Genomic DNA, 20,947 nt, shown 5'->3' with positions numbered 1-20,947 from the left:
CAAACGCACGACGGCGGACCGAAGTCCGCCGTCGTGGGTGCCGCATGACCAGAAGGATCAGGCCGCTTCGCGCGAATGCCCGTCGTCGGCCGCGGCCGCTGCGCGCTGGTAGTAGCTGGCAGAGCGCAGTTCGTCGGTGTCGAAGTCGTCGACGCTGATCGTGTCCATGGTGATCTCGCGCAGCTCCTCCAACTGACGGCGCTCGTCGGCCGACAGCACGCCCTGGCGCACCGCCTCGTCCAGCTGCGAGGCGAAGTCCAGCGCCTCGATGCCCTTGCTCTTGAGCGCCTTCAGGAACTTGCGCTCCACCGGTTCGGCCAGCACCGCCTTGGTCAGGTAGCTGGCGATGCGGCCGCCGGGGTTGTTCTCGCACGGGGTCAGGAACACGCCCTGGCCCAGGCGATCACGGGCTTCGTTGGGGGTCATCAGCAGTGCGGCGACGCGGTGGCCCAGGCGGTCGCCCGGCGCCTCGGCACGGCGGCCCCACGGGAAGATCAGTGCCCACATCAACCAGCCGACCGGACGGATCGGGAAGTTGCGCAGCGCCGCCGACAGCGCCAGCTCGATCTTGTGCACGCTGTCGTGGAAGGCCCAGGCCAGCAGCGGCTGATCGGTGGCCGGCGCGCCGTCGTCGTGGTAGCGCTTGAGCATCGCGCTGGTCATGTAGATGTGGCTCAGCACGTCGCCCAGGCGCCCGGACAGCGACTCCTTGAACTTCAGCTTGCCGCCGAGCATCAGCATCGACACGTCGGCCATCAGCGCCAGGTTCGCCGAGTAGCGATCCAGCTTGCGGAAGTAGCGGCGGGTGTAGGCATCGCCCGGCGCGGCGCCAATGCGTGCGGCGGTCAGGCCGAACCACAGCGAACGCACCGCGTTGGAGATGGCGAAGCCGATGTGGCCGAACAGGTTGCGATCGAACTCGTCGACGCCGGCCTTGTGGTCCGGATTGCCGGCGGCCTTCATCTCCTTCATCACCCACGGATGGCACAGGATCGCGCCCTGGCCGAAGATCAGCAGGCTGCGGGTCATGATGTTGGCGCCTTCCACGGTGATCGCGATCGGCGCGGCCTGCCAGCTGCGGCCGGCGAAGTTGCGCGGGCCGAGGATGATGCCCTTGCCGCCGACCACGTCCATCACGTCGCTGATGACCTCGCGGCTCATCGTGGTGCAGTGGTACTTGGCGATCGCCGACGGCACCGACGGCACGTCGCCGCGGTCCACCGCCGCGGCGGTGGCCTGCGACAGCGCGCTGATCGCATAGGCCTTGCCGCCGATGCGCGCCAGCGCCTCTTCCACGCCTTCGAAGCGGCCGACCGACAGGCCGAACTGCTTGCGGATGCGCGCATACGCGCCGGTGACGACCGCGCCGAACTTGGCGCCGCCGCTGGCGGTGGAGGGCAGGGTGATCGAACGGCCCACGGCCAGGCACTCGTTGAGCATGTTCCAGCCCTTGCCGACCATCTCCACGCCGCCGATCAACTGGCTCAGCGGGATGAACACTTCGCGGCCGTGGATCGGGCCGTTCTGGAACGGCGAGTTCAGCGGGAAGTGGCGGCGGCCGATCTCGACCCCCGGGGTCTCGCGCGGCAACAGCGCCAGGGTGATGCCGATGTCCTTGGTGTCGCCGATCAGGCCCTCCGGGTCGTACATGCGGAACGCCAGGCCGACCAGGGTCGCCACCGGGGCCAGGGTGATGTAGCGCTTGTCGAAGGTCAGCTTGACGCCGAGCACGTTGGCGCCGTTCCACTCGCCCTTGCAGACGATGCCGTAGTCGGGGATCGAGGTGGCATCGGAGCCGGCGAATGGACCGGTCAGGCCGAAGCAGGGGACTTCCTGGCCCACCGCCAGGCGCGGCAGGTAGTAATCCTTCTGCTCCTTGGAGCCGTAGTGCAGCAGCAGTTCGCCCGGGCCCAGCGAGTTGGGCACGCCGACGGTGGAGCTGACCACGCTCGACACCGAGGCGATCTTCTGGATCACCTTGTGGTGGGCCAGCGCGGAGAAGCCGAGGCCGCCGTATTCCTTCGGAATGATCATGCCGAAGAACTTGTTCTTCTTGATGAAGCTCCACAGTTCCGGCGGCAGGTCGGCATGGACGTGGGTGATGTCCCAGTCGTTGGTCATCCGGCACAGTTCTTCCACCGGGCCATCGAGGAAGGCCTGCTCTTCGGCCGTTAGCTGCGGCTTGGGATAGTTCAGCAGCTTCTGCCAGTCCGGATCGCCGGTGAACAGTTCGCCTTCGAAGCCGACCGAGCCGGTTTCCAGGGCGATGCGCTCGGTCTGCGACAGCGGCGGCAGCACCTTGCGGAACACCTTCAGCATCGGCGCGGTGAGCAGCGGCTTGCGCACGAACGGCAACAGCAGCGGCACCGCGACCACCGCCAGCACGACGGCCGCGACGATGGTGGCGACGTGGTTGGCGCCGAGCAGCCAGCACGCGACCAGCAGCGTGGCGCTCAACGCGGCCCAGACGGCGAGCCGCATGCGGTGATAGGCGGCGAACGCGCCGGCCAGCAACAACACGAGGAAGGGGGCAATGATGCTCATGGGCGTGCTCCGGGGAGGTACTCGGTGACGGCGGACGATGCGCCGGCGCAGGCCGGTGGCAGGGCGTCCAGGTAGTGCAACACAGTGGCGGTAAATGCGGCGTTGTCGTCGCCGGCCAGCATATGCGTGGCCTCGGGCAGATGCGCATGCTGCGCATGCGGCACCAGCGACAGGAATTCTTCGATGGTCTGCGGCGTGACCAGGTCGCTGCGGCCGCCGCTGATCAGCAGCAGCGGACACTGCACGTGCGCGGCGGCCTGCGCGATCGCGCCCTGGTGCTGGTCGCTGTCGCGCGCCAGCTCTTCGACCAGACGCGGATCCCAGTGCCAGTACCAGCGGCCGTCGGCGTGCTGGCGCAGGACGCTGCGCAAGGCCTCGGGCGACTTGCGCGCGCGCTGCGGCAGGTAGGCGGCGATCGCGTCGCCGGCCTCGTCCAGGCTGGCGAAGCCCTGCGGATGCGCGGTCATGAAAGCGAGGATGCGTTCGACCCCGGCCGGTTGCCAGCGCGGGGTGATATCCACCAGCACCATGGCGCGAAACAGGCCCGGCCAGCGCGACTCGGCGATCAGCCCGAACAGTCCGCCCATCGACGCGGCAACCAGCACCGGCGGTGGCGACATCTCGCCGGCGACCACGATCAGATCGTCGGTGAACTGCTCGCCGCGATAGGGCAGATCCGCCGGGTTGCGTGCGGAGTCGCCATGGCCGCGCGCGTCGTAGGCGACGCTGCGGTAGCCGTGCGCCTGCAGCGCCGCGGCGGTTGCCGACCACGCGTGCCGGGTCTGGCCGAAGCCATGCGCGAACAGCACCGAGCCGGCCTCGCCGGGACCGGTGACGGTCGCAGCCAGCGCCAGCTCGCCGGCACCCGAGAGGGTGGCCGGGGCGGACTGCGCGACAGTGGCGGAAGCAGAAACCATACGAGATAGTATGGTCGCCCGGTGCGGCATGTCAATACGATGCAGTATGGGTACGAAAAGCCAATGCTGCCGGGCGTTTGCGCCCACCGCGCGAAGGCCACATACTGCAACCGACGTCCCCGTATGGTTAAATCCACGGATGAATACCGCGCCCGCTTCTTCCTCTGACGACGGCGCCGCTTCCGGCGGTGGCCGCAACAACCGGCTCAGTGCCGAAGACTGGGCGCAGGCCGCCCTGGACCTGATCGCCGAACAGGGCGTGAGCGCGGTGGCGGTGGAGCCGCTGGCGCGGCGCCTGGGCGTCACCAAGGGCAGCTTCTACTGGCATTTCCCCTCGCGCGATGCGCTGCTGCAGGCCGCGCTGGAGCGCTGGGAACTGGTCGAGCAGCAACAGGTGTTCGGCAGCCTGGAAGAAGTGCCGGATCCGCGCACGCGGCTGCGCGCGCTGTTCCAACTGGTCGCGCACGAGGTCAAGCCGCACGTCATCTACAGCGAGCTGCTGAAGGCGCTCGACCACCCCGCGGTGCGGCCGGTGATCGACCGGGTCTCGCAGCGGCGCATGGAGTACCTGATCGCCTCGTTCCGCCAGGCCGGGCTCAGCCGCACCGACGCCCAGCATCGCGCACGCCTGGCCTATGCCGCCTACGTCGGCTTCCTGCAGCTGTCGTTGCAACTGCACCAGCCCAAGCAGGCGCGCGAGGACTTCGAGGCCTACGTCGAGCACGTCATCGTGACCTTGATTCCCGGCTGATGGCGCAGGTGTCGGCCGCTGCCGAGGCGCTGGAAGCCGTGCAGCGGCACGTGGCCGACGGCGACTATCGCGCGGCGGATGCGCTGTGCGAGCGGGCCCTGGACGCGGCGCCTGCCGATCTGGCGTTGCGCCGCGCGCATGCGATGCTGCTGATGGACAGCGGCGCGTTCGCGCGCGCCGCACATGCCTGGGCGCTGGTGGCCGCCGCCGCCCCCAGCGTGGAGGCGTGGAGCCGCAGCGCGATCTGCCTGGCCCGGCTCGGCGAGCATGCGCAGGCGCTGCCTGCGTTCGAACACGCCTTGCAGTTGGCCGCCGACGCGTTCCTGGTGCGGTTGTGGTACGCCGAAAGCCTGGATGCGCTGGGCCGCCACGACGACGCGCTGCCGATGTACTTCGCGGCAGTACGCACGGCGCAGGCCAAGGGACGCTGGCTCGATCAGGATACGACCGCGCCCGAATTGCGGGCGCGCGTGGTCGCTGCGATGCGGCGGATCGACCAGGGGCGACACGCCGTGTTCGTCGCCGCGATCCAGCCGTTGCTCGATCGTTTCGGCGAGGCCGCGTTGCGCCGGGTGATGGCGGCATTGCGCATCTATCTCGGGCTGCAGCCACGGCCGGCGGACGATGGCCAGCATCCGACCTTCCTGTACATCCCGGAGCTGGACCCGTCGCCCTATCTGGGTGCCGCGCGATTCCCCTGGTACGACCACTTGCAGGACGCTGCCGCCGGGATCGTCGAAGAGGCGCACCAGGTGCTGGCGTCGCGGCAGTCGGTGCAACCGTTCCTGGATTTCAGCAACGGCGCGTCGCCGCAGGACTATCTCGTCGGCCAGCGGGGCGACGGCGCCTGGGATGCCTATTTCTTCTTCCGGCACGGGCAAGACTACCCGGAGAACCTGCAGCGCTGCCCGCGCACGGCAGCCGCGTTGGCGCAGGTGCCGCTGACCCGGATCGAGGGGCACGCACCGGAAGTGTTGTTCTCGATCCTGGCGCCCGGCACCACGATCAAGCCGCATTACGGCGTGACCAACGCGCGCGTCGTGACCCACTTGCCGTTGATCGTGCCGCCGGACTGCGCGCTCGAAGTCGCCGGCATTGCCCATGCCTGGGAGGTCGGTCGCCTGGTGACGTTCAACGACACCTGCCTGCACCACGCCTGGAACCACAGCGACCGGGTGCGGGTGGTGACGATCCTGGACACCTGGCACCCGGATCTGGACGAGGCCGAGACGCTGGCGCTGCGGCAACTGGTGGAGACGATCGGCGCGTTCAATCTGCGCGCCGGCGTCTGAGCCGCGCCTGCCGCGGCCTGCGCCCTGCAGTTCGCGGCGACGCTCAGCGCTTGAACATCAGGTAGGTCGACAGGATGTACTTGTCGTTGGACACCGGCGGCTCGCCGACGTGCTGGTACATCCAGTAGGGCGGGAACATCAGCAGCCGGCCGGCGCGTGGTGCGGTTTCCACGTCGAGGTCGCAGAAGCGGGTGGTGCCGCCTTCGCCGACGTCGTTGAGATACCACAGGAACACCAGGTAGCGTTCCGAGACCGCGTCGACCGCGTCGAAGTGCGGCTGGAAGCGATCGACACCGCCCACCTGGTATTTCTTCAGGATCAGCCGGTCGATGGTCGGTCGGTACGGAATGGGCAGGGTCAGGCCCAGCTCCTGGTTGTAGCAGGCCAGGTAGTGTTCGATCCGGTCCAGGAAGAAGCCCAGGAAGGCCGGATCGGCCAGTTTGCCGATGTCCAGTTCGGTCCAGTTGCTCTCGCTCAGCGCGGCGTGCAGCGTGCTACCGTTGCGCAGGTGATGCGCGCGGGACGCTTCGAATCCTTCGATCAACTGCTGGCAGAACGCGACGGGTAGGGCGTCGTCGTAGGTGCGGATGTAGTCGCTCAGCGCTTTCATGGGGTAGCGGCATCCAGGTCGTAGCCCCAGTGCGTGGCCACCGGCTGCAGGATCGGTAGCGCGTCGGCCAGCCAGGGTGCGTAGGGATGCCAGCGACCCACGGCGCGTTGGTTCACCGGCTCCACCACTTGCGCGTAGCTGGGGGTGCTGATGTAGCCCTTGCGTGCGGCATGCTGCGCGAAATCGGCCAGGAATCCGGCCTGGTCGATGCCCAGGAAGTCGCCGATGCGTTGCACTTGCGTGGGGAAATCGCGCACCGTTTCCTCGTACTTGAGGATCAGCAACTGCGGTTGCAGCAGCGCCTGATGGTGGATCCAGAAGCGCATCGCGTTCACGTAACTCTTTGCAAGGCGCTCGAGCGTGGAGCACAGCACCATGAAGGCCGGCGAGCGGAAGTTCTGCATGTAGCAGCTCAACAGCACGTCGCAGGGATGGCGCAGTGCGAGGATGATCTTGGCGTCGGGGAACATGCGCATGATCACCGGCAGGCGCAGCATGTTCAGCGGGTTCTTGTCGACCAGTTGCTGGCCTGTGGCCAGGGCCACGACCTTGGCGACCTCCGCCCAGTACACCTGGCGCATCGCCTCGACCTGGGCGTGGTCCAGCGCGTCCAGGTCGTACGGATAACGCTTGCCCTGCGCTTCCATCCATTCGATGCAACGCTGCAGGATCGCGCGCTCGTCCATCGACGCGTAGCGCGGATGCGCATCGAGCATCTGTTCCAGCATGGTGGTGCCTGAGCGGGGAAAGCCGACGATGAACACCGGTGACGCGTCGCTGTCCGGCGCCGTGGCGTGCGGGTCCACCGCGAACGGGGTTTCCAGCCACAGGCTGGAGATCTGCAGCGGTTCTTCGCCGGAGTGGGCGATGTCCGGCATGGTCTCTGCGGCGAGCTTGAACTGCAGGGCGTGCGCCTTTGCCAGCATGGCCATCGCCGCGGCAGGCTCGCCTTGCTTGTCATCGATGCCTGCCAGCGCAAAATAGGCGTTGGCTTCGATCTGCACCTGCGGCCGCAGGGCGAGCAATTCGGTATTGGCGCCGCGTGCGGCGGTGTAGTCCTTGCGGCGCAGTGCCAGCGCCGCCTGCAGTTGCAGCAGGTCGATGCGGGTCTGCCTGTCGTCCTGCACGGCGATGGCGCTCGCCTGCTGCCACAGCGCCTCCGCCTCGGGGATGCGGTTGGTGCGTTCGTGCAGTTGCGCCAGGCGGATCAGGTTGGAGAGCGACGGCGCCTGGCCGTGCTGGGTCTGCGACAGCAACGCCTCGGCTTCGTCGGTTCTACCGACCTGGATCAGTGCACCGGCCAAGTCCTCGCGCAGGTCGTCGGGCAGGTGCGGCCACACGGCGGGTGGTGGGAGCAGGGCGGCGGCGCGTTGCGCATCGCCGCACTCGAAGCAGGCGATCGCGGCGTGGATGCGCGCTTCCGGTTGCGCCGGATCCAGGTCGACCGCGTCGAGCAGGCGGTGTCGCGCGCGCGCGATGTCGCCCATGTCCAGCAACAGCAGGCCATGGTCGACGAGATAGTGATAGGTCTGCGGCGCCAGAGCGAGGGCCTGGCGGTAGGCCTGGTCGGCGTCGGCATGCTCGCCCAGGGTGCGCAGCGTCATGCCCAGATTGGCCCAGTGCGCCGACTCCTGCGGCTGCAGGCGGGTCAGGGTGCGGTAGTGCGTGGCGGCGCCGGCCACGTCGCCGCGCTGCTGTAGCGCCATCGCCAGCAGCGTGTGCCAGTTGGGATCGTGCGGCGTGGCGGCCAGTGCCTGCTGGCACAGCTCGGCGGCGGTTTCCGCGTTGCCTTGTTCGATGAGATAGATCGCGTGTTGCAGCTGTGGTGCGTTCATTCCGGTCTGCCAAAAAAGAGGGCCGCGCGAATGCGTCGCGCGGCCCTCGTCGTCACGTCAGGAGCGGACTGAGCGAACTCAGAAGCTCATGCTGTAGCGAGCCCACAGGTAGCGGCCAACGGTGTCGAAGCTGTTCACGTCCGTGTTGGCGTTCAGCACGTTGTTCTGATACAGCATGGGCGGCTGCTTGTCGAACACGTTGTCCAGGCCCACTTCCACCTTCGAATTGAACCACGGCAGCGCGTAGTTCACGCTGACGCTGTGCAGGAAGTAGGAACCGTAGGGGACCACCACGTTCGGATAGCCGGCGTCGGCGCTGCGGTTCTGCGCCGGATCGGCGCTGCCGACGTCGAACGGACCGACGTAGCGGATGCGCCAGCTGGCGCCGAGGTCGCCCTTCTGCCAGTTCACGAACAGGCGGCCGCGGACACGCGAGTACAGGCCGTAGCTCTTGTTGTACGTGCCAGCCACGTGGGTGACCACGCCCGCCGGATCGTCCGGGTTGGTCTTGTTGTCGTAGCGCGCGATGTAGGTGCCGTCCAGGCCGAAGGTGTAGCTACCCCAGGCGGTGTCGGGCAGACGGTAGCGCAGCGCCAGGTCCCAGCCCTTGGTGTCGAGGCGGCCCAGGTTGACGATCGGCTCGCGGATGAAGTTCACCTGGCCATCGGTATAGCGGTTGATGAAGCCGCAGAACGGGCTGTTGTTGTCGCTGTAGCAGATGTCGGCCACGGTCTGCGCATCGGCGCGGTTGATCGTGTCGTTCAGGTACAGGCGCCAGTAGTCCAGGCTGGCCGAGAAGCCCGGCAGCCATTCCGGGTCATAGACCACGCCCCAGTCGAACGACTTGCCCTGTTCCGGCTTCAGGTCGAAGCCCGCAGCGACCGAGCCCGACCACACGCCGGTGGTCTGCGACATGCCGCTCGGGGTGATGCCGGTGGCGCCCGGGATGGCGGTCGCGCCCGCGCCCGCGCCGCACGCCGCTTCATGGTCGCGCGGGGTGCCGGTGCGGCCGTAGCCGATGCAGGGATCGGCGAAGTTCGGCGCATCGCCGCTGGCGCCCGAGTACAGGTTCTCGATGGTCGGAGCGCGGAACACCTCGGCGACCGTGCCGCGCAGCAGCAGGTTCTGGATCGGACGCCATTCCAGCTGGACCTTGCTGTTGGTGGTGTTGCCGAAGGTGTTGTAGTCCGAATAGCGCGAGCCCAGGGTCAGCGCCAGCAGGTGCGCGAACGGGACCTCGGACAGCAGCGGCACGTACAGTTCGGCGTACAGCTCCTTCACGTTGTACTTGCCGCTCAGCGGGGTGCCGCAGGCTTCCTGCGAGATGAAGCAGTTGCCGTTCGCATTGGCGATGGCGATGTAGTCGACCGCGTTCTTCTGGTACTCCTCGCGCCAGGACACGCCCACCGCCAGCTGCGAGGCGCCGGCCGGCAGCGTGAACAGCTCGCCGTTGGCGTTGGCTTCGAAGCTGCGCATCTGGTAGGTGTTGGAGTAGGTCGGACGCGCCTCGTACTTGCCGAGGGTCGCGATCGTCTGCGGGTCGTTGATGTTGAAGATGTTCAACGGGGTGCAGCCGGCGATCACCGCACCGGCGCTGCCGCACTTGATCACGCCGTCGGTGTCGCGGAACGACGGGCCCAGCGCATCGCGCAGGCCGGCGTAGTACACGTAGCCGTAGCTGGTGTTCTCGCGGGTGTAGTGGCCGTAGTTCATGGCCGCGTCCCACTTCCAGGTGCTGTCGCCGACGAAGCCTTCCAGGCCCGCCACGACCTGGTCGGTCACGGTGCTGTAGTAGGAACGGCGCTGGCCGAGCGAGGTGAAGCGGGTCAGCAACTGGTTGTACTGGTTGCCGGCTTCATCGGCGCCGAAGTTGGTGCCGAACGGGTTGTAGAAGTTGTTGGCGGAGATCACCACCTTGTCGCCACGGGCGTCGAACGGCAGCGGCGCGATCGCGAAGTTGGAGCTGGTCTTGTTGTGGTAGACCTGGGCGAAGGCGTTGATGCTGTCGGTGATCTGATAGTTGGCCAGGAAGAACGCGTTGGTGCGCTCCTGCGGCGTCATGATCAGGTTGGTGGCCTGGTAGTTGAAGGAGTCGGTCGCGCCGGAGTAGCAGCGATAGTCGCCCTGCGAGGCGCCGGTCGCGCCGGGCTTCAGGGTGACGGTGGAGCAGCCGCCGTACTGGGGACGCAGGGCGGTCGGCACGGTGATGCGGCCGCGCGGGTTGCGGCTGGAGCCGAGCACGGTGACCGCGCCGCTGTACAGGTAGGTCGCGTCCTTGGAGTACTTGCGGTCGGCGGAGGAAATGCCGTCGAACTTGTTGTAGTTCAGGCCGACCATGATGTTGCCGCGATCGCCGACCTGACCGAAGGTCAGCGAGCCGCCGCTACGCGCACCGTCGCTCAGGTGGGTCGCCTGACCGTAGTCGACGCTGACCGCCAGGCCTTCGAAGTCCTTGCGTAGGATGAAGTTGACCACGCCGGCCACGGCATCGGAGCCGTACACGGCCGAGGCGCCGCTGGTCAGCACTTCGATGCGCTCCACGGCGCTGGCGGGGATCGAGTTGACGTCGTTGTTGACGACGCGACGGCCGTTGACCAGCAGCAGGGTGCGCTCGTCGCCGAGGCCGCGCAGGTCGACCGAGGACTTGCCGTCGCCGCCGCCGTTGTTGACCGCCGGGGTGGACGGCGCGCCGGACATCGCCGGCAGTTCCTGCACCAGGTCGCCGAGGGTCAGCTTGCCGGTCTGCTCGATCGCGGCGCGATCGATCACGACCACCGGACTGGCGGTTTCGGTTTCAACGCGGGCAACGCGCGAGCCGGTGACCTGGATGGTGTCCAGGGTCTTGGACGCATCGTTGGAGGAGCTGTCCTGGGCCGCGGCCGCGCCGGTGCTGAGCAGCGCGGTGGTGCCGGCAGCGAGTGCGAACGCGATCGCATCGCGCAAGCGGTGGGTCTTGCAATTCATTGGCTCTCTCTCCGAAAGGTGTATGTCAGCTGAAGTTCGCCTGCGGAGGCGCCGAAATGCGATGCCAAAAACCGCGGGGTAAGCCGATGTTAACTTTGTCTTCAGAGAAATTAAAGAGTCGTTAATGGCGTTGCAATTTGCGTGATGTATATCACCATTTGCCAGGCAACAAAAAAGCCTCCGCGGGGAGGCTTTTTCTTTGCGGAACAACGTGTTGCTGCAGGTCGCTAGAGGTCCTGCTCGTACCGTACGTAGGGGATGGTCCCCTCTTCGGTGCTGATGTTGTTCGGCGAGAACGGGTTCTTGCCGCGGGTGATGACGTTCTCGGCACCCACGGTCAGCTGGCCGCTCCACGGCGTGCGCCAGGTCAGGCCTACGCCCAGGCCGGTCCACTTGCCGGGCTGGCCGGGGGCGTCGACGACGCGGCCGATGACGTTGGCGCTGAACGAGCCGTAGCCGCCGCCGATGCTCAGGCTCTTGCTGTCCCAACGGTCGAGCATGGCCGGGGTGGCGTCGGCGATCGGCACCAGACGCGCCTTGGCGTAGGTGCCGCCGATCGAGACGAAACCCTCGCGGCCGATGTTCTGCTGCGCGAAGACGGTCAGGTCGTTCTGCTCCATCCGCATCGACGGCGTCTTGTTGGCGCCGGCCAGCCAGGCGGGGAGGTTCTCGCGGCCGGTGCCGGCCGACAGCGACAGGCGCCCGCCGGGGCGGTTGAAGGTGGTGGTGGCGGCGACGTGGTGGCCGGTGGTGCCGTCGTCGTCGCCCAGGCTGGCCAGCATGCAGTGGCTGGCCAGCCCGCTGATGCTGCTGCCGCTGGCGCTGTTGCACAGCAGGCCCAGCGAGTCGCCGGAGGACAGGCCGAACGCGGCATCCAGCGAGTTGCGGCCGAAATGCCAGCGCGCGCCCACGGCCTGTTCGCCGGTGGGTTCCAGATACAGCAGCGCCTCGACCTTGCCGCTGCCCTTGTTCCAGACCGGCAGCACGGTGCGGTCCTGGCCGTTGACCGGCTTGCTCTGCGCGTGCGCGCCCGTGCTCGCCGCAAGGGCGATCAACAGGGCGAGCGGTAGGCGCAGGAAGGGTCGCATCAGCAATCTGAGACTTGGGGCGGGAACGAAAGTTCCCGCCGGGCAGGGTGGTCGATGCTAGTGGGTTTATGTTTCTTTAACAAGTCGGACTCCCCGGTCGCGACGCGCATTTCAGCTAGTGCAAGCGCTCCGAGGATGCCGGTTCAGCCTGCGTTACGGCAAACAATACTCCGAATTCCGTCAAGGGGAAGTCATAGTGCCGGCCGCAGAACTCGCAACGGATCTCAACTTGGCCGGTGGCCTCAGCGGCGGCCCGCGCTTCTTCCTCGCCAAGCGAGCGCAGCATCGCCGCCACCCGCTCGCGCGAGCACGAGCAGCCGAAGCGCAGCGGGCGGTCGCCGAGCAGTTCCGGGGTCTCCTCGTGGAACAGCCGGTGCAGCAGGGTCTCGGCCGGCGTGGCCAGCAATTCGGCCTCGCCGACGGTCTCGAACAGCGCGCCGGCACGGTTCCAGCCGTCCTCGTCGCCGGCGTCGCCGGGCAGCTTCTGCAGCAGCAGGCCGGCGGCGTGCGTACCGTCGGCGGCCAGGATCAGCCGTGTCGGCAACTGCTCGGACTGGCGGAAGTAGTCCTCGAAGGCCTCGTCCAGCTCGGCCGAGGACATCGCCACCAGGCTCTGGTAGCGCTGCGGTTCGCGCGGATCCAGACCGGGGTTCTCGATGGTGATCGCCAGCAGGGCGTCGTCGCCGAGCGCGCGCAGGTCGCGCGGCGCGTCCTTTCCCTCGCCCAGCTGGACGATGCCGCGCAGCGTGCCGGCGGCGGTGCATTCGGCGAACAGGGTGCGCAGCGCGCCCTGGCTGCGCAACTGCACCGACAGGCGCCCGTCGACCTTGGTGTGGCCGGTGAACAGGGCCGCGGCGACGCAGGCCTCGCCCAGCAGTTCGGTGGCCGCGGCGGGATAGCTGGCCGGCGCCAGGATCTCGCGCCAGGTGTCGTGCAGGCGCACGTGCACGCCGCGCACGCCGGCGCCGGGGAGCAGGAAGCGGGTCAGACGATCATCGGAAGAATGCATTGCGGCCTCGCTGCGCATGGGAAGATGGCGACCGCACGAACGTGGATCGTCATGGTGGACCAGATCGAAGAAAGCATAGGAATGGGGGCGGGGCGTCGCGATGCAAGTGTCGCCGCATCGCCGCGTCCACGGGCCAGGCGCTGGCGCCGCTGGCTGCTGCTGGCGCCGTTGCTGTTCGTGCTGGCCAGCGTGTCGCAGGTGCTGCTGCTGCGCTTCGTCGATCCGCCGTTCTCGGCGATGATGCTGGAGCGCCAGCTCGGTGCCTGGGCCAGCGGCGACTGGTCGTACCGCATCGCCTACAACTGGCGCGATTCTGCGCAGATCGCGCCGAGCCTGCCGATCTCGCTGGTCGCCGCGGAAGACCAGCGTTTCCCCAGCCACCATGGCTTCGACCTGGATGCGATCGAGAAGGCGCGCGACCACAACGCCCGCGGCGGGCGCCTGCGCGGCGCCAGCACGATCAGCCAGCAGGTCGCCAAGAATCTGTTCCTGTGGCAGGGCCGCAGCTGGCTGCGCAAGGGGCTGGAGGCCTGGTACACGGTGTTGATCGAGGCGCTGTGGTCGAAGCAACGCATTCTCGAGGTGTACGCCAACGTCGCCGAGTTCGGCGACGGCGTGTACGGCGCCCAGGCGGCCGCGCGCAGCTTCTGGAACAAGGACGCGGCGCAGCTGACGCCGGCGCAGAGCGCGCTGCTGGCGGCGGTGCTGCCGGCGCCGCAGCGCTACAACGCCACGCGTCCCGGCCCTTACGTGCAGGGCCGCGCCAACTGGATCCAACGCCAGACCCGGCAACTGGGCGGCCCGGCCTACCTGCAGGCACCGTAGGCTTGAAGCCCCTCTCCCCCCGGGAGAGGGGTTGGGGTGAGGGTACGGCCGGCACGTGAGCGTGGTGGGGTTCGGCGGCAGACGTACCCTCATCCGCCCCTATGGGGCACCTTCTCCCAGTGGGAGAAGGAACTCAAAGCCCCTCTCCCGCCGGGAGATGGGTTGGGGTGAGGGTACGGCCGGCACATGTGCGTGGTGGGGTTCGGCGGCAGGCGCACCCTCATCCGCCCCTGCGGGGCACCTTCTCCCAGTGGGAGAAGGGAGGAGCTACCGCTTTTGCCAGGCGATACGCCCGCCGCTGGTGAACGTGCAGGCCGCTCCGTACCATCCGCCGATGGAATCCGAACGTCTCACCGTCGTCGTCACTGCGTTCAACGAGGCGCAGACCCTGCCGCTGCTGCACCCGCGCATCCTCGCCGCGCTCGACGCCGTGCCGGGGCTGGAGGGGCGGGTGCTGTACGTGGACGACGGCAGCCGCGATACCACCTGGGAGACGATCCAGGCGCTGGCCGCGTCCGATCCGCGGGTCGGTGCGCTGCGCCTGTCGCGCAATTTCGGCAAGGAACTGGCGCTGACCGCCGGGCTGGACTGCGTCGAGCGCGGCGCGGCGATGCTGCTGGACGCCGATGGACAGGATCCGCCGGAACTGATCGGACAGTTCGTCGCGCACTGGCGCGCCGGCTACGACGACATCTACGGCACGCGCCTGGTGCGCGAAGGCGAGGGCTGGCTCAAGCGCGGCACCGCAGCGCTGTTCTACCGGGTGATCGGGCGCCTGTCGAAGACGCCGATCCCGGCCGATACCGGCGATTTCCGCCTGCTGTCGCCGCGCGCGCTGGCCGCGCTGCGGCAATTGCGCGAGCGCCACCGCTTCATGAAAGGATTGTTCGGCTGGATCGGTTTCCGGCGCCTGGCGGTGCCGTACAACCGTGCGCCGCGGCTGGCCGGGCGCAGCAAGTTCAGCCTGTGGCGGCTGTGGAACTTCGCCCTGGACGGCATCACCGGATTCTCCACCGCGCCGTTGCGGGTGGCCACCTATCTCGGGCTGGCGACCGCGGTCGGTGCCTTCCTGTTCGCGATCTGGGTGGTGGTCAAGGCGGCGCTATGGGGCGATCCGGTGGCGGGCTGGCCGACGATGATGGCGGTCATCCTGTTCCTGGGCGGCGTGCAGTTGATCGCGCTGGGCCTGATCGGCGAATACCTGGGCCGGCTGTACGAGGAATCCAAACAGCGACCGCTGTACTTGGTGGAGACCTGGCGTGCACCCGGCGAAGGAGTATGCTCGGCCGTGCGATCCAGCGAACCGGGAGGCAGCGATGCGCACGGTACGGCAGGTCTTGAACGAAAAGGGCAATGAGATCCACGCGGTCGGGCCGGACACGGCGGTGATCGAGGCGCTGCGGCTGATGGCCGCCAAGGGTATCGGCGCGGTGCTGGTGATGCAGGACGGACAGCTGTCCGGGATCCTGTCCGAGCGCGACTATGCACGCAAGGTGGTCCTGCAGGACCGCTCCTCGGCGACCACGCCGGTGCGCGACATCATGAGCAGCAAGGTGCACACCGTGGATCCGGCGCAGAGCGTGCAGCAGTGCATGGAACTGATGACCGGGCAGCGCATCCGCCACCTGCCGGTGGTGGACGCCGGCCGCGTGATCGGCGTGATCTCGATCGGCGACCTGGTCAAGGCGGTGATCGAAGAGCAGCGCGAGGAGCTGGATCAGTTGCAGGAGTACATCAGGAGCTGAGATTCGGGAGTCGGGATTGGGGATTCGTAAGAGCGGGGCACGCGTGCGCCGGTTGCGCCGCGTGAATCACCCATCCGGATTTGGCGGTGATCCGGCCGCCTGCTTTTGCGAATCCCCAATCCCCGATCCCGAATCCCGCGGCTACTTGCCGCCGCACTGAATATCCTTGCCCGGCCCGGTCTCGATGGTCGCCAGCAGGGCGGCCGGCGGGGCGATGCTGCCGAGGGCGACGGCGATGGCGCCGCGCAGGCCCAGGGCCTTGAAGTCGGGGCGGAAGTTGGGGTCCTTGAAGGTGCCGCCGACGCGCAGCGGCGAGCGCAGGGCGAGGATGCTATGGTCCTTGGGTTGCGCCTTCAGCAGCAGGTCCAGGCGTTCCTGGCTCAGGTCGATGGTGCCGCTGCCGACCAGCAGGGTGTCGGTGCTGTCGAAGGCCAGGCCGCGCGAGGTCATCACCCCGTGCTGGACACTGAAGTCGCCGAACGCACAGCGCACCGGGATCTCGCGGTCCTTGGTCACCAGGTACTTCAGCGATTCGGCGATATCCAGGCCGGCCAGTTCCATCACCAGATTGCTGATGCGACCCTTTCCCATGCCGACGGCGACGCTGCCGTCGGCGCTGCCCAGCATCTGCGCGATCGAGTTGCCGCTGCCCGCCAACGCAATCTCGCCGCCGATCGCGCCCGCCGCTTCCTTGGCCAGTTTGCCGTCGGGGAACAGCTTGCCCAGTTGCACGCCGCGGATCGACACCTGCGCGCGGGTGAACAGCGTGGGCTTGCGCGCGTCCATGCGGATGTCCGAACGCAGGTCGCCACCGGCCACGCCGAAGTTCAGCGGTTGCATGAGCAGCACCCCGTCGTCGAGCTTCAGATGCGCATCCATGTCGTCCAGCGGCAGCGACGGCGCATTGATGCGTTGCGCTTTCCAGCGCACGTCGGCATCCATCGCGCGCAGCTTGCCCAGGTCGTACGGCGTGGACGGCAGCACCTTGTCGGTGGCCGCGAGCTTGGCTGCCTGCGCCTTCTGCTCGGCGTTGGCGGTCTCGCCGGCGCCGGTGCGCGGCGGCGCGCCGACGAAGCCGGCCAGGTCGTCGAAATCCAGCCGCTGCGAACGCAGGTCCGCGCGCAGGAACGGGCGTTGTCCGGCGGTATCGATCTGCACGGTGCCGGCCAGGTCGCTGTCGCCGGCACGGCCGCGGAAGTCCTGGTAGCGCCAGCGATCGCCGTCGCGCTGCAGGCGCCCATCCAGTTGGTAGGGCGGGGTGGAGGGAATGGCGATGCCCAGCAGCGGATACAGGTGCGCCATGTCGGTGCCGGCCAGTTGCAGTTGCAGGTCGAACACGCGCAACTGGAACGGGTTGGTCAGGGTGCCGCGCATGTGCGCGCGGGTGCTGCCGGCGCTGCCGCGCAGGTCGACGCGGAACGGATGGTCGCTCTCGCTCAGTTCCAGCGGCGAGGCGGTATTGCCCTTGAGGGTGAAGGGGTTGCCGCGCCAGCGGCCATCGCCGCTGACCGCGATCGGCGGTGCGGCATCACCGCGGCGGCGTTGTCCGACCTGGCTGTCGACGGCGATATCGATCTCGGTGCGCCCGACCGGATCCTGGAAGCGCAGGTGTCCCTGCTGCACCAGCAAGGCGCCCAGGACCGCCGGCTTGCCGCCGTCGTCGGACTGGCCGAACGCCCAGTTGCCGGGCTGTCCAGCCGGGCCGGTCTCCAGCAGCAGATCGGGCTTGGTCAGGCGGATCTCGGGGATGCGCACGCGGCCGCGCAGCAGCGGCCACAGCGCGATATCCAGCTCGGCGCGGTCGGCGCTGGCCATCTGCGGCTGCTTCGACCAATCGGCATTGGCGAAGCGCAGGCGATCGCCGCGCACGGTGATGATGCGGCCCAGGTCCACGTCGAGGTTGCCGTCGATATGGAAGGCGCGCCCGGTGCGTGCCTGCACCGCGCGTTCGACCGGTGCCTTGAACCAGTTCCAGTCGAAGATCAGGATGATGATGAGCAGGAGCAGCACCAGCGCGCCGAGCACGAACGGCCAGCGCCGCAGGCGGCCGTCGTTGCGCCGCCAGGGCCAGGAGCGGCGGCGTGCGCCGGATGCGGAAACGGGGTCGCGAGCCATGCGGCCATCCTAGGCCGCTGCTGTGCACGGGGTGCGAAAGCGGAAGGGATGGCGGGCCCGATGGGCGTTGTCCGCGTCCACACCGGGGATGCATGATGCCTGTGGGCTGGCCGCGGGATCAGACGCTGCCGCTCATGAGTCAGAGATCGCTGGCTGCGGTTCCAAGCTGCTGGATGTTGAAGGTGGCGTTCTGGTCGCCTATTGCATCGCAGTGCATCACCCTTGGTTCCGGTCAATCAGCGGTCGTCAGTGTTTTGACAGGGGGTGGGTGTGAGAAAGTCGGCCAAGCGCCTCGGCAGGTTTGCACCCGCCGTAGCTGCATTTTGTCTGGTGTCGTCGGTGAGTAGTGCGATTCAAGGGGATGTAGATCCGGCGCAGGTTGTGAGCATCGACGTCGGGAACGTCGATCCGATTGAAGTGGGCATTCTGACGCCGAGCGGAAGATTCCTTGTTCTGATGGACAGCGAGACCCAGTGCGAGGGCGTTTCGGCAACCGGTGGGCGCGTGGTTATTACGCCTGCCATCTCGGCCGGGATGTATTGGGATGCGGAAGGCAAGGAGCACGTGGTCGCCGCATTCTCGGAGGTTGGAACCTTCAGGATCTATGTCTCCGACAACCTCGAAACCGAACAGGATGGTGCGCTCGCGACGAAGCACCGCTATGTCAAGCAGCATCCATCGCACATGGTCGTCTCTGCTGGAGCGTGTCAGAAGCGCAAGAGCTGATCGCAGGTGCTACGGGCGAAGTCCATGCGCTCGACATTCCAAGCGAATGCCTGGGTAGGCGTTGCGATCGCAGAGCGGTCCGTCATGCCGCCCTGGGAGGGCGGGTGTTCGGGACGCCGGCGAACGGCCGATGGTCTGCCTACAGCACCTGGCCGGTCACCGCCACGAAGTGGCAGACGCTGCCGGCGAGGACGAACAGATGCCAGATGGCGTGGAAGTAGCGCACGGTGTCGCGCTGGTAGAAATATGTGCCCAGGGTGTAGAACAGGCCGCCGGCCAGCAGCCAGCCCAGGGTCCAGGCATCGATGGACCGCAGCAGCGGTTCGATCGCCACCACGATCAGCCAGCCCATGGCGATGTACAGGATGGTCGACAACAGGCGGAAGCGGCCGGTGAAGAACAGCTTGAAGATCACGCCGGCCACGGCGATGGTCCAGATCGCCGCGAACAGGCCCCAGCCCCACGGGCCGCGCAGGCCGATCAGGGTGAACGGCGTGTAGGTACCGGCGATCAGCAGGTAGATCGCGCAGTGGTCGAAGATCTGCAGGCGCGCCTTGGCCCCGGGATGCGGGATGGCGTGGTACAGCGTCGAGGCCACGTACAGCAGCAGCAAAGTGACGCTGAACACGATCGCGGTGGCGAGCTGCCAGCCGTCGCCGTAGATCGCGGCGAGAGTGATCAGCACCGAGCCGCCGGCCAGCGCGGCGATGGCGCCGAGGCCGTGGGTCAGGGCGCTGGCCAGTTCGTCGCGCCAGTCCGTGGAAGGCTGCGCGTCGGCGTTCGAGTAGGCGGGCGACCGGTCTGCATCCATGGGTCCGCACGGTAGCGCAATTGCGAGCGGTTCGCATCCGCTGCGGCGCCGCACTGCGACGCCGGTTGGGCGTGCGCTCAGCCGGCGCACGCCCGTGGTCACATGACGGTCATTCCACCGCCACGCTGTGCGCGTGTTCGCGGGTGGCGGCGAAGCGCACGTCCGGCGCGCGTTCCTGCGCCAGTTGCAGGTTGACGCGGGTCGGCGCCAGGTAGACCAGTTCGCCGGCGGCGTCGATGCCCAGGTTCATCGCGTTCTTCTCGCGGAACTCTTCCAGCTTCTTGGGGTTGTCGCAGTGCACCCAGCGCGCGGTGACCACGCCCACCGGTTCGAAGCTGGCGTCCACCCCGTACTCGTCCTTCAGCCGGTAGGCGACCACGTCGAACTGCAGCGTGCCGACCGCACCGAGGATCAGGTCGTTGCTCATCAGCGGGCGGAAGAACTGGGTGGCGCCTTCCTCGGACAGCTGCGCCAGGCCCTTCTGCAACTGCTTGAGCTTGAGCGGGTCGCGCAGGCGTGCGCGGCGGAACAGTTCCGGGGCGAAATTGGGGATGCCGGTGAACGACAGCGATTCGCCCTCGGTGAAGGTGTCGCCGATGGAGATGGTGCCGTGGTTGTGGATGCCGATGACGTCGCCAGGATAGGCCTCGGCGGCGATCTCGCGATCGCTGGCCATGAAGGTCAGCGCGTTGGCCAGCTTGACCTCCTTGCCGGTGCGCACGTGCAGGGTCTTCATGCCGGCGGCGAAGCGGCCGGAGCAGATGCGCATGAAGGCGACGCGGTCGCGGTGCTGCGGATCCATGTTGGCCTGGATCTTGAACACGAAGCCGGTGAGCTTGTCCTCGCCGGCCTGCACCTGGCGGCCGGTGGTGGCGCGCGGCTGCGGCGGCGGCGCGTGCTCGGCGAAGAAGTCCAGCAGCGGCTGCACGCCGAAGTTGTTGACGCCGGAGCCGAAGAACACTGGGGTCTGCCTGCCGGCGCGGTAGGCGTCCAGGTCGAAGGCGTGGCTGGCGCCCTGCACCAGTTCCAGTTCCTCGCGCAGTTCGGCCAGCATCTGTTCGCCGATCTTCTCGGCCAGGCCGGGCGCGTCCAGCGACGGGAAGATGGTCGAGTCCTGGCGGGTGAAGTTGCGGCCGGGCTCGTACAAGTGCACTTCGCCGGTCACCAGGTGCACCACGCCCTTGAGGCGCTGGCCCATGCCGATCGGCCAGGTCACCGGCGCGCATTCGATGCCCAGCACCGTCTCCACCTCGTCGAGCAGGTCGATCGGATCCTTGCCCTCGCGGTCGAGCTTGTTGATGAAGGTCATGATCGGCGTGTCGCGCAGCCGGCACACCTCCATCAGCTTGATGGTGCGCTCTTCCACGCCCTTGGCCACGTCGATCACCATCAGCGCCGAGTCCACCGCGGTGAGCACGCGGTAGGTGTCCTCGCCGAAGTCGGCGTGGCCGGGGGTGTCGAGCAGGTTGATGATCTTGCCTTCGTACGGGAACTGCATCACCGACGAGGTCACCGAGATGCCGCGTTCCTTTTCCAGCGCCATCCAGTCCGAGGTGGCGTGGCGTGCGGCCTTGCGGCCCTTCACCGAGCCGGCCATCTGGATCGCCCCGCCGAACAGCAGCAGCTTTTCGGTCAGCGTGGTCTTGCCGGCGTCGGGATGGGAAATGATGGCGAAGGTGCGGCGGCGCGCAGCTTCGGTGGCGACTTCGGACATG

The 20,947-nt window shown here is 67.8% G+C and carries 16 protein-coding genes; 6 read left to right on the top strand and 10 right to left on the bottom strand.

Translation table 11 applies throughout. The features are described from left to right. Window positions 1–57: 57 nt before the first annotated feature. Both RAB71_RS15070 and RAB71_RS15065 read right to left on the bottom strand, forming a co-directional pair. Window positions 58–2,544 carry an acyl-CoA dehydrogenase gene (locus RAB71_RS15070; protein WP_010344194.1) on the bottom strand — a complete coding sequence of 829 codons (2,487 nt, stop codon included), beginning with the start codon at window positions 2,542–2,544 and terminating at the stop codon, window positions 58–60. Continuing rightward, window positions 2,541–3,461: an alpha/beta fold hydrolase gene (locus RAB71_RS15065; RefSeq protein ID WP_010344193.1), complete on the bottom strand. Its 921-nt coding sequence runs from the start codon at window positions 3,459–3,461 to the stop codon at window positions 2,541–2,543. The genes RAB71_RS15070 and RAB71_RS15065 overlap by 4 nt, the downstream gene beginning before the upstream one ends. A gap of 139 nt (window positions 3,462–3,600) precedes the next feature. Here RAB71_RS15065 and RAB71_RS15060 point away from each other — a divergent pair, with 139 nt between their 5' ends. After that, a complete protein-coding gene (locus RAB71_RS15060; RefSeq protein ID WP_010344192.1) occupies window positions 3,601–4,212 on the top strand; it encodes a TetR/AcrR family transcriptional regulator in 612 nt (203 codons plus the stop codon). Beyond that, on the top strand, window positions 4,212–5,504 hold the full coding sequence (locus RAB71_RS15055; protein ID WP_010344191.1) for an aspartyl/asparaginyl beta-hydroxylase domain-containing protein: 1,293 nt from the start codon (window positions 4,212–4,214) through the stop codon (window positions 5,502–5,504). The genes RAB71_RS15060 and RAB71_RS15055 overlap by 1 nt, the downstream gene beginning before the upstream one ends. A gap of 43 nt (window positions 5,505–5,547) precedes the next feature. Here the strand turns inward: RAB71_RS15055 and RAB71_RS15050 are convergent, their stop codons facing one another. The 5 genes from RAB71_RS15050 to RAB71_RS15030 all read right to left on the bottom strand — a co-directional run bounded on the left by RAB71_RS15050 (window position 5,548) and on the right by RAB71_RS15030 (window position 13,010). Next, window positions 5,548–6,114: a 2OG-Fe(II) oxygenase gene (locus RAB71_RS15050; protein WP_010344190.1), complete on the bottom strand. Its 567-nt coding sequence runs from the start codon at window positions 6,112–6,114 to the stop codon at window positions 5,548–5,550. Then, the gene (locus RAB71_RS15045) at window positions 6,111–7,949 is read right to left on the bottom strand and encodes a sulfotransferase (RefSeq protein WP_010344189.1); all 1,839 of its coding nucleotides are present in this window, start codon (window positions 7,947–7,949) and stop codon (window positions 6,111–6,113) included. The genes RAB71_RS15050 and RAB71_RS15045 overlap by 4 nt, the downstream gene beginning before the upstream one ends. Window positions 7,950–8,027: 78 nt before the next feature. After that, window positions 8,028–10,913 carry a TonB-dependent siderophore receptor gene (locus RAB71_RS15040; RefSeq protein WP_010344188.1) on the bottom strand — a complete coding sequence of 962 codons (2,886 nt, stop codon included), beginning with the start codon at window positions 10,911–10,913 and terminating at the stop codon, window positions 8,028–8,030. A 227-nt stretch (window positions 10,914–11,140) separates the two neighbouring features. Next, entirely contained in the window at window positions 11,141–12,001 is an 861-nt protein-coding gene (locus tag RAB71_RS15035; protein WP_041500384.1) for a hypothetical protein, read from the bottom strand. A 115-nt stretch (window positions 12,002–12,116) separates the two neighbouring features. Then, a complete protein-coding gene (locus RAB71_RS15030; RefSeq protein ID WP_029562279.1) occupies window positions 12,117–13,010 on the bottom strand; it encodes an Hsp33 family molecular chaperone HslO in 894 nt (297 codons plus the stop codon). A gap of 81 nt (window positions 13,011–13,091) precedes the next feature. On the opposite strand from RAB71_RS15030, the gene mtgA reads away from it, so the two are divergent. From mtgA to RAB71_RS15015, 3 genes are all read left to right on the top strand, one after another. Continuing rightward, on the top strand, window positions 13,092–13,835 hold the full coding sequence (gene mtgA, locus RAB71_RS15025) for a monofunctional biosynthetic peptidoglycan transglycosylase (protein WP_010344185.1): 744 nt from the start codon (window positions 13,092–13,094) through the stop codon (window positions 13,833–13,835). A 334-nt stretch (window positions 13,836–14,169) separates the two neighbouring features. After that, a complete protein-coding gene (locus tag RAB71_RS15020) occupies window positions 14,170–15,192 on the top strand; it encodes a glycosyltransferase family 2 protein (RefSeq protein ID WP_029562278.1) in 1,023 nt (340 codons plus the stop codon). Beyond that, entirely contained in the window at window positions 15,152–15,580 is a 429-nt protein-coding gene (locus RAB71_RS15015; protein ID WP_010344183.1) for a CBS domain-containing protein, read from the top strand. The genes RAB71_RS15020 and RAB71_RS15015 overlap by 41 nt, the downstream gene beginning before the upstream one ends. Before the next feature lie 141 nt (window positions 15,581–15,721). Here RAB71_RS15015 and RAB71_RS15010 read toward each other — a convergent pair whose 3' ends face one another. Further along, window positions 15,722–17,695 carry an AsmA family protein gene (locus tag RAB71_RS15010; protein WP_010344182.1) on the bottom strand — a complete coding sequence of 658 codons (1,974 nt, stop codon included), beginning with the start codon at window positions 17,693–17,695 and terminating at the stop codon, window positions 15,722–15,724. A gap of 381 nt (window positions 17,696–18,076) precedes the next feature. Between RAB71_RS15010 and RAB71_RS15005 the strand changes: the two genes are divergently transcribed. Continuing rightward, on the top strand, window positions 18,077–18,421 hold the full coding sequence (locus tag RAB71_RS15005; protein WP_010344181.1) for a hypothetical protein: 345 nt from the start codon (window positions 18,077–18,079) through the stop codon (window positions 18,419–18,421). Window positions 18,422–18,560: 139 nt separating this feature from the next. On the opposite strand, the gene RAB71_RS15000 is transcribed toward RAB71_RS15005, so the two are convergent. Continuing rightward, on the bottom strand, window positions 18,561–19,232 hold the full coding sequence (locus tag RAB71_RS15000; protein WP_010344180.1) for a hemolysin III family protein: 672 nt from the start codon (window positions 19,230–19,232) through the stop codon (window positions 18,561–18,563). 109 nt (window positions 19,233–19,341) lie between these two features. Next, window positions 19,342–20,946 carry a peptide chain release factor 3 gene (locus RAB71_RS14995; RefSeq protein ID WP_010344179.1) on the bottom strand — a complete coding sequence of 535 codons (1,605 nt, stop codon included), beginning with the start codon at window positions 20,944–20,946 and terminating at the stop codon, window positions 19,342–19,344. Between the last annotated feature and the right edge of the window lies 1 nt (window position 20,947).

The sequence above is a fragment of the Xanthomonas sacchari genome (assembly GCF_040529065.1).
In the GTDB taxonomy this organism is placed as follows: Bacteria; Pseudomonadota; Gammaproteobacteria; order Xanthomonadales; family Xanthomonadaceae; genus Xanthomonas_A; species Xanthomonas_A sacchari.
Note: the sequence above shows the minus strand (reverse complement) of the source record. Positions and strands in the feature narration are given on the sequence as shown.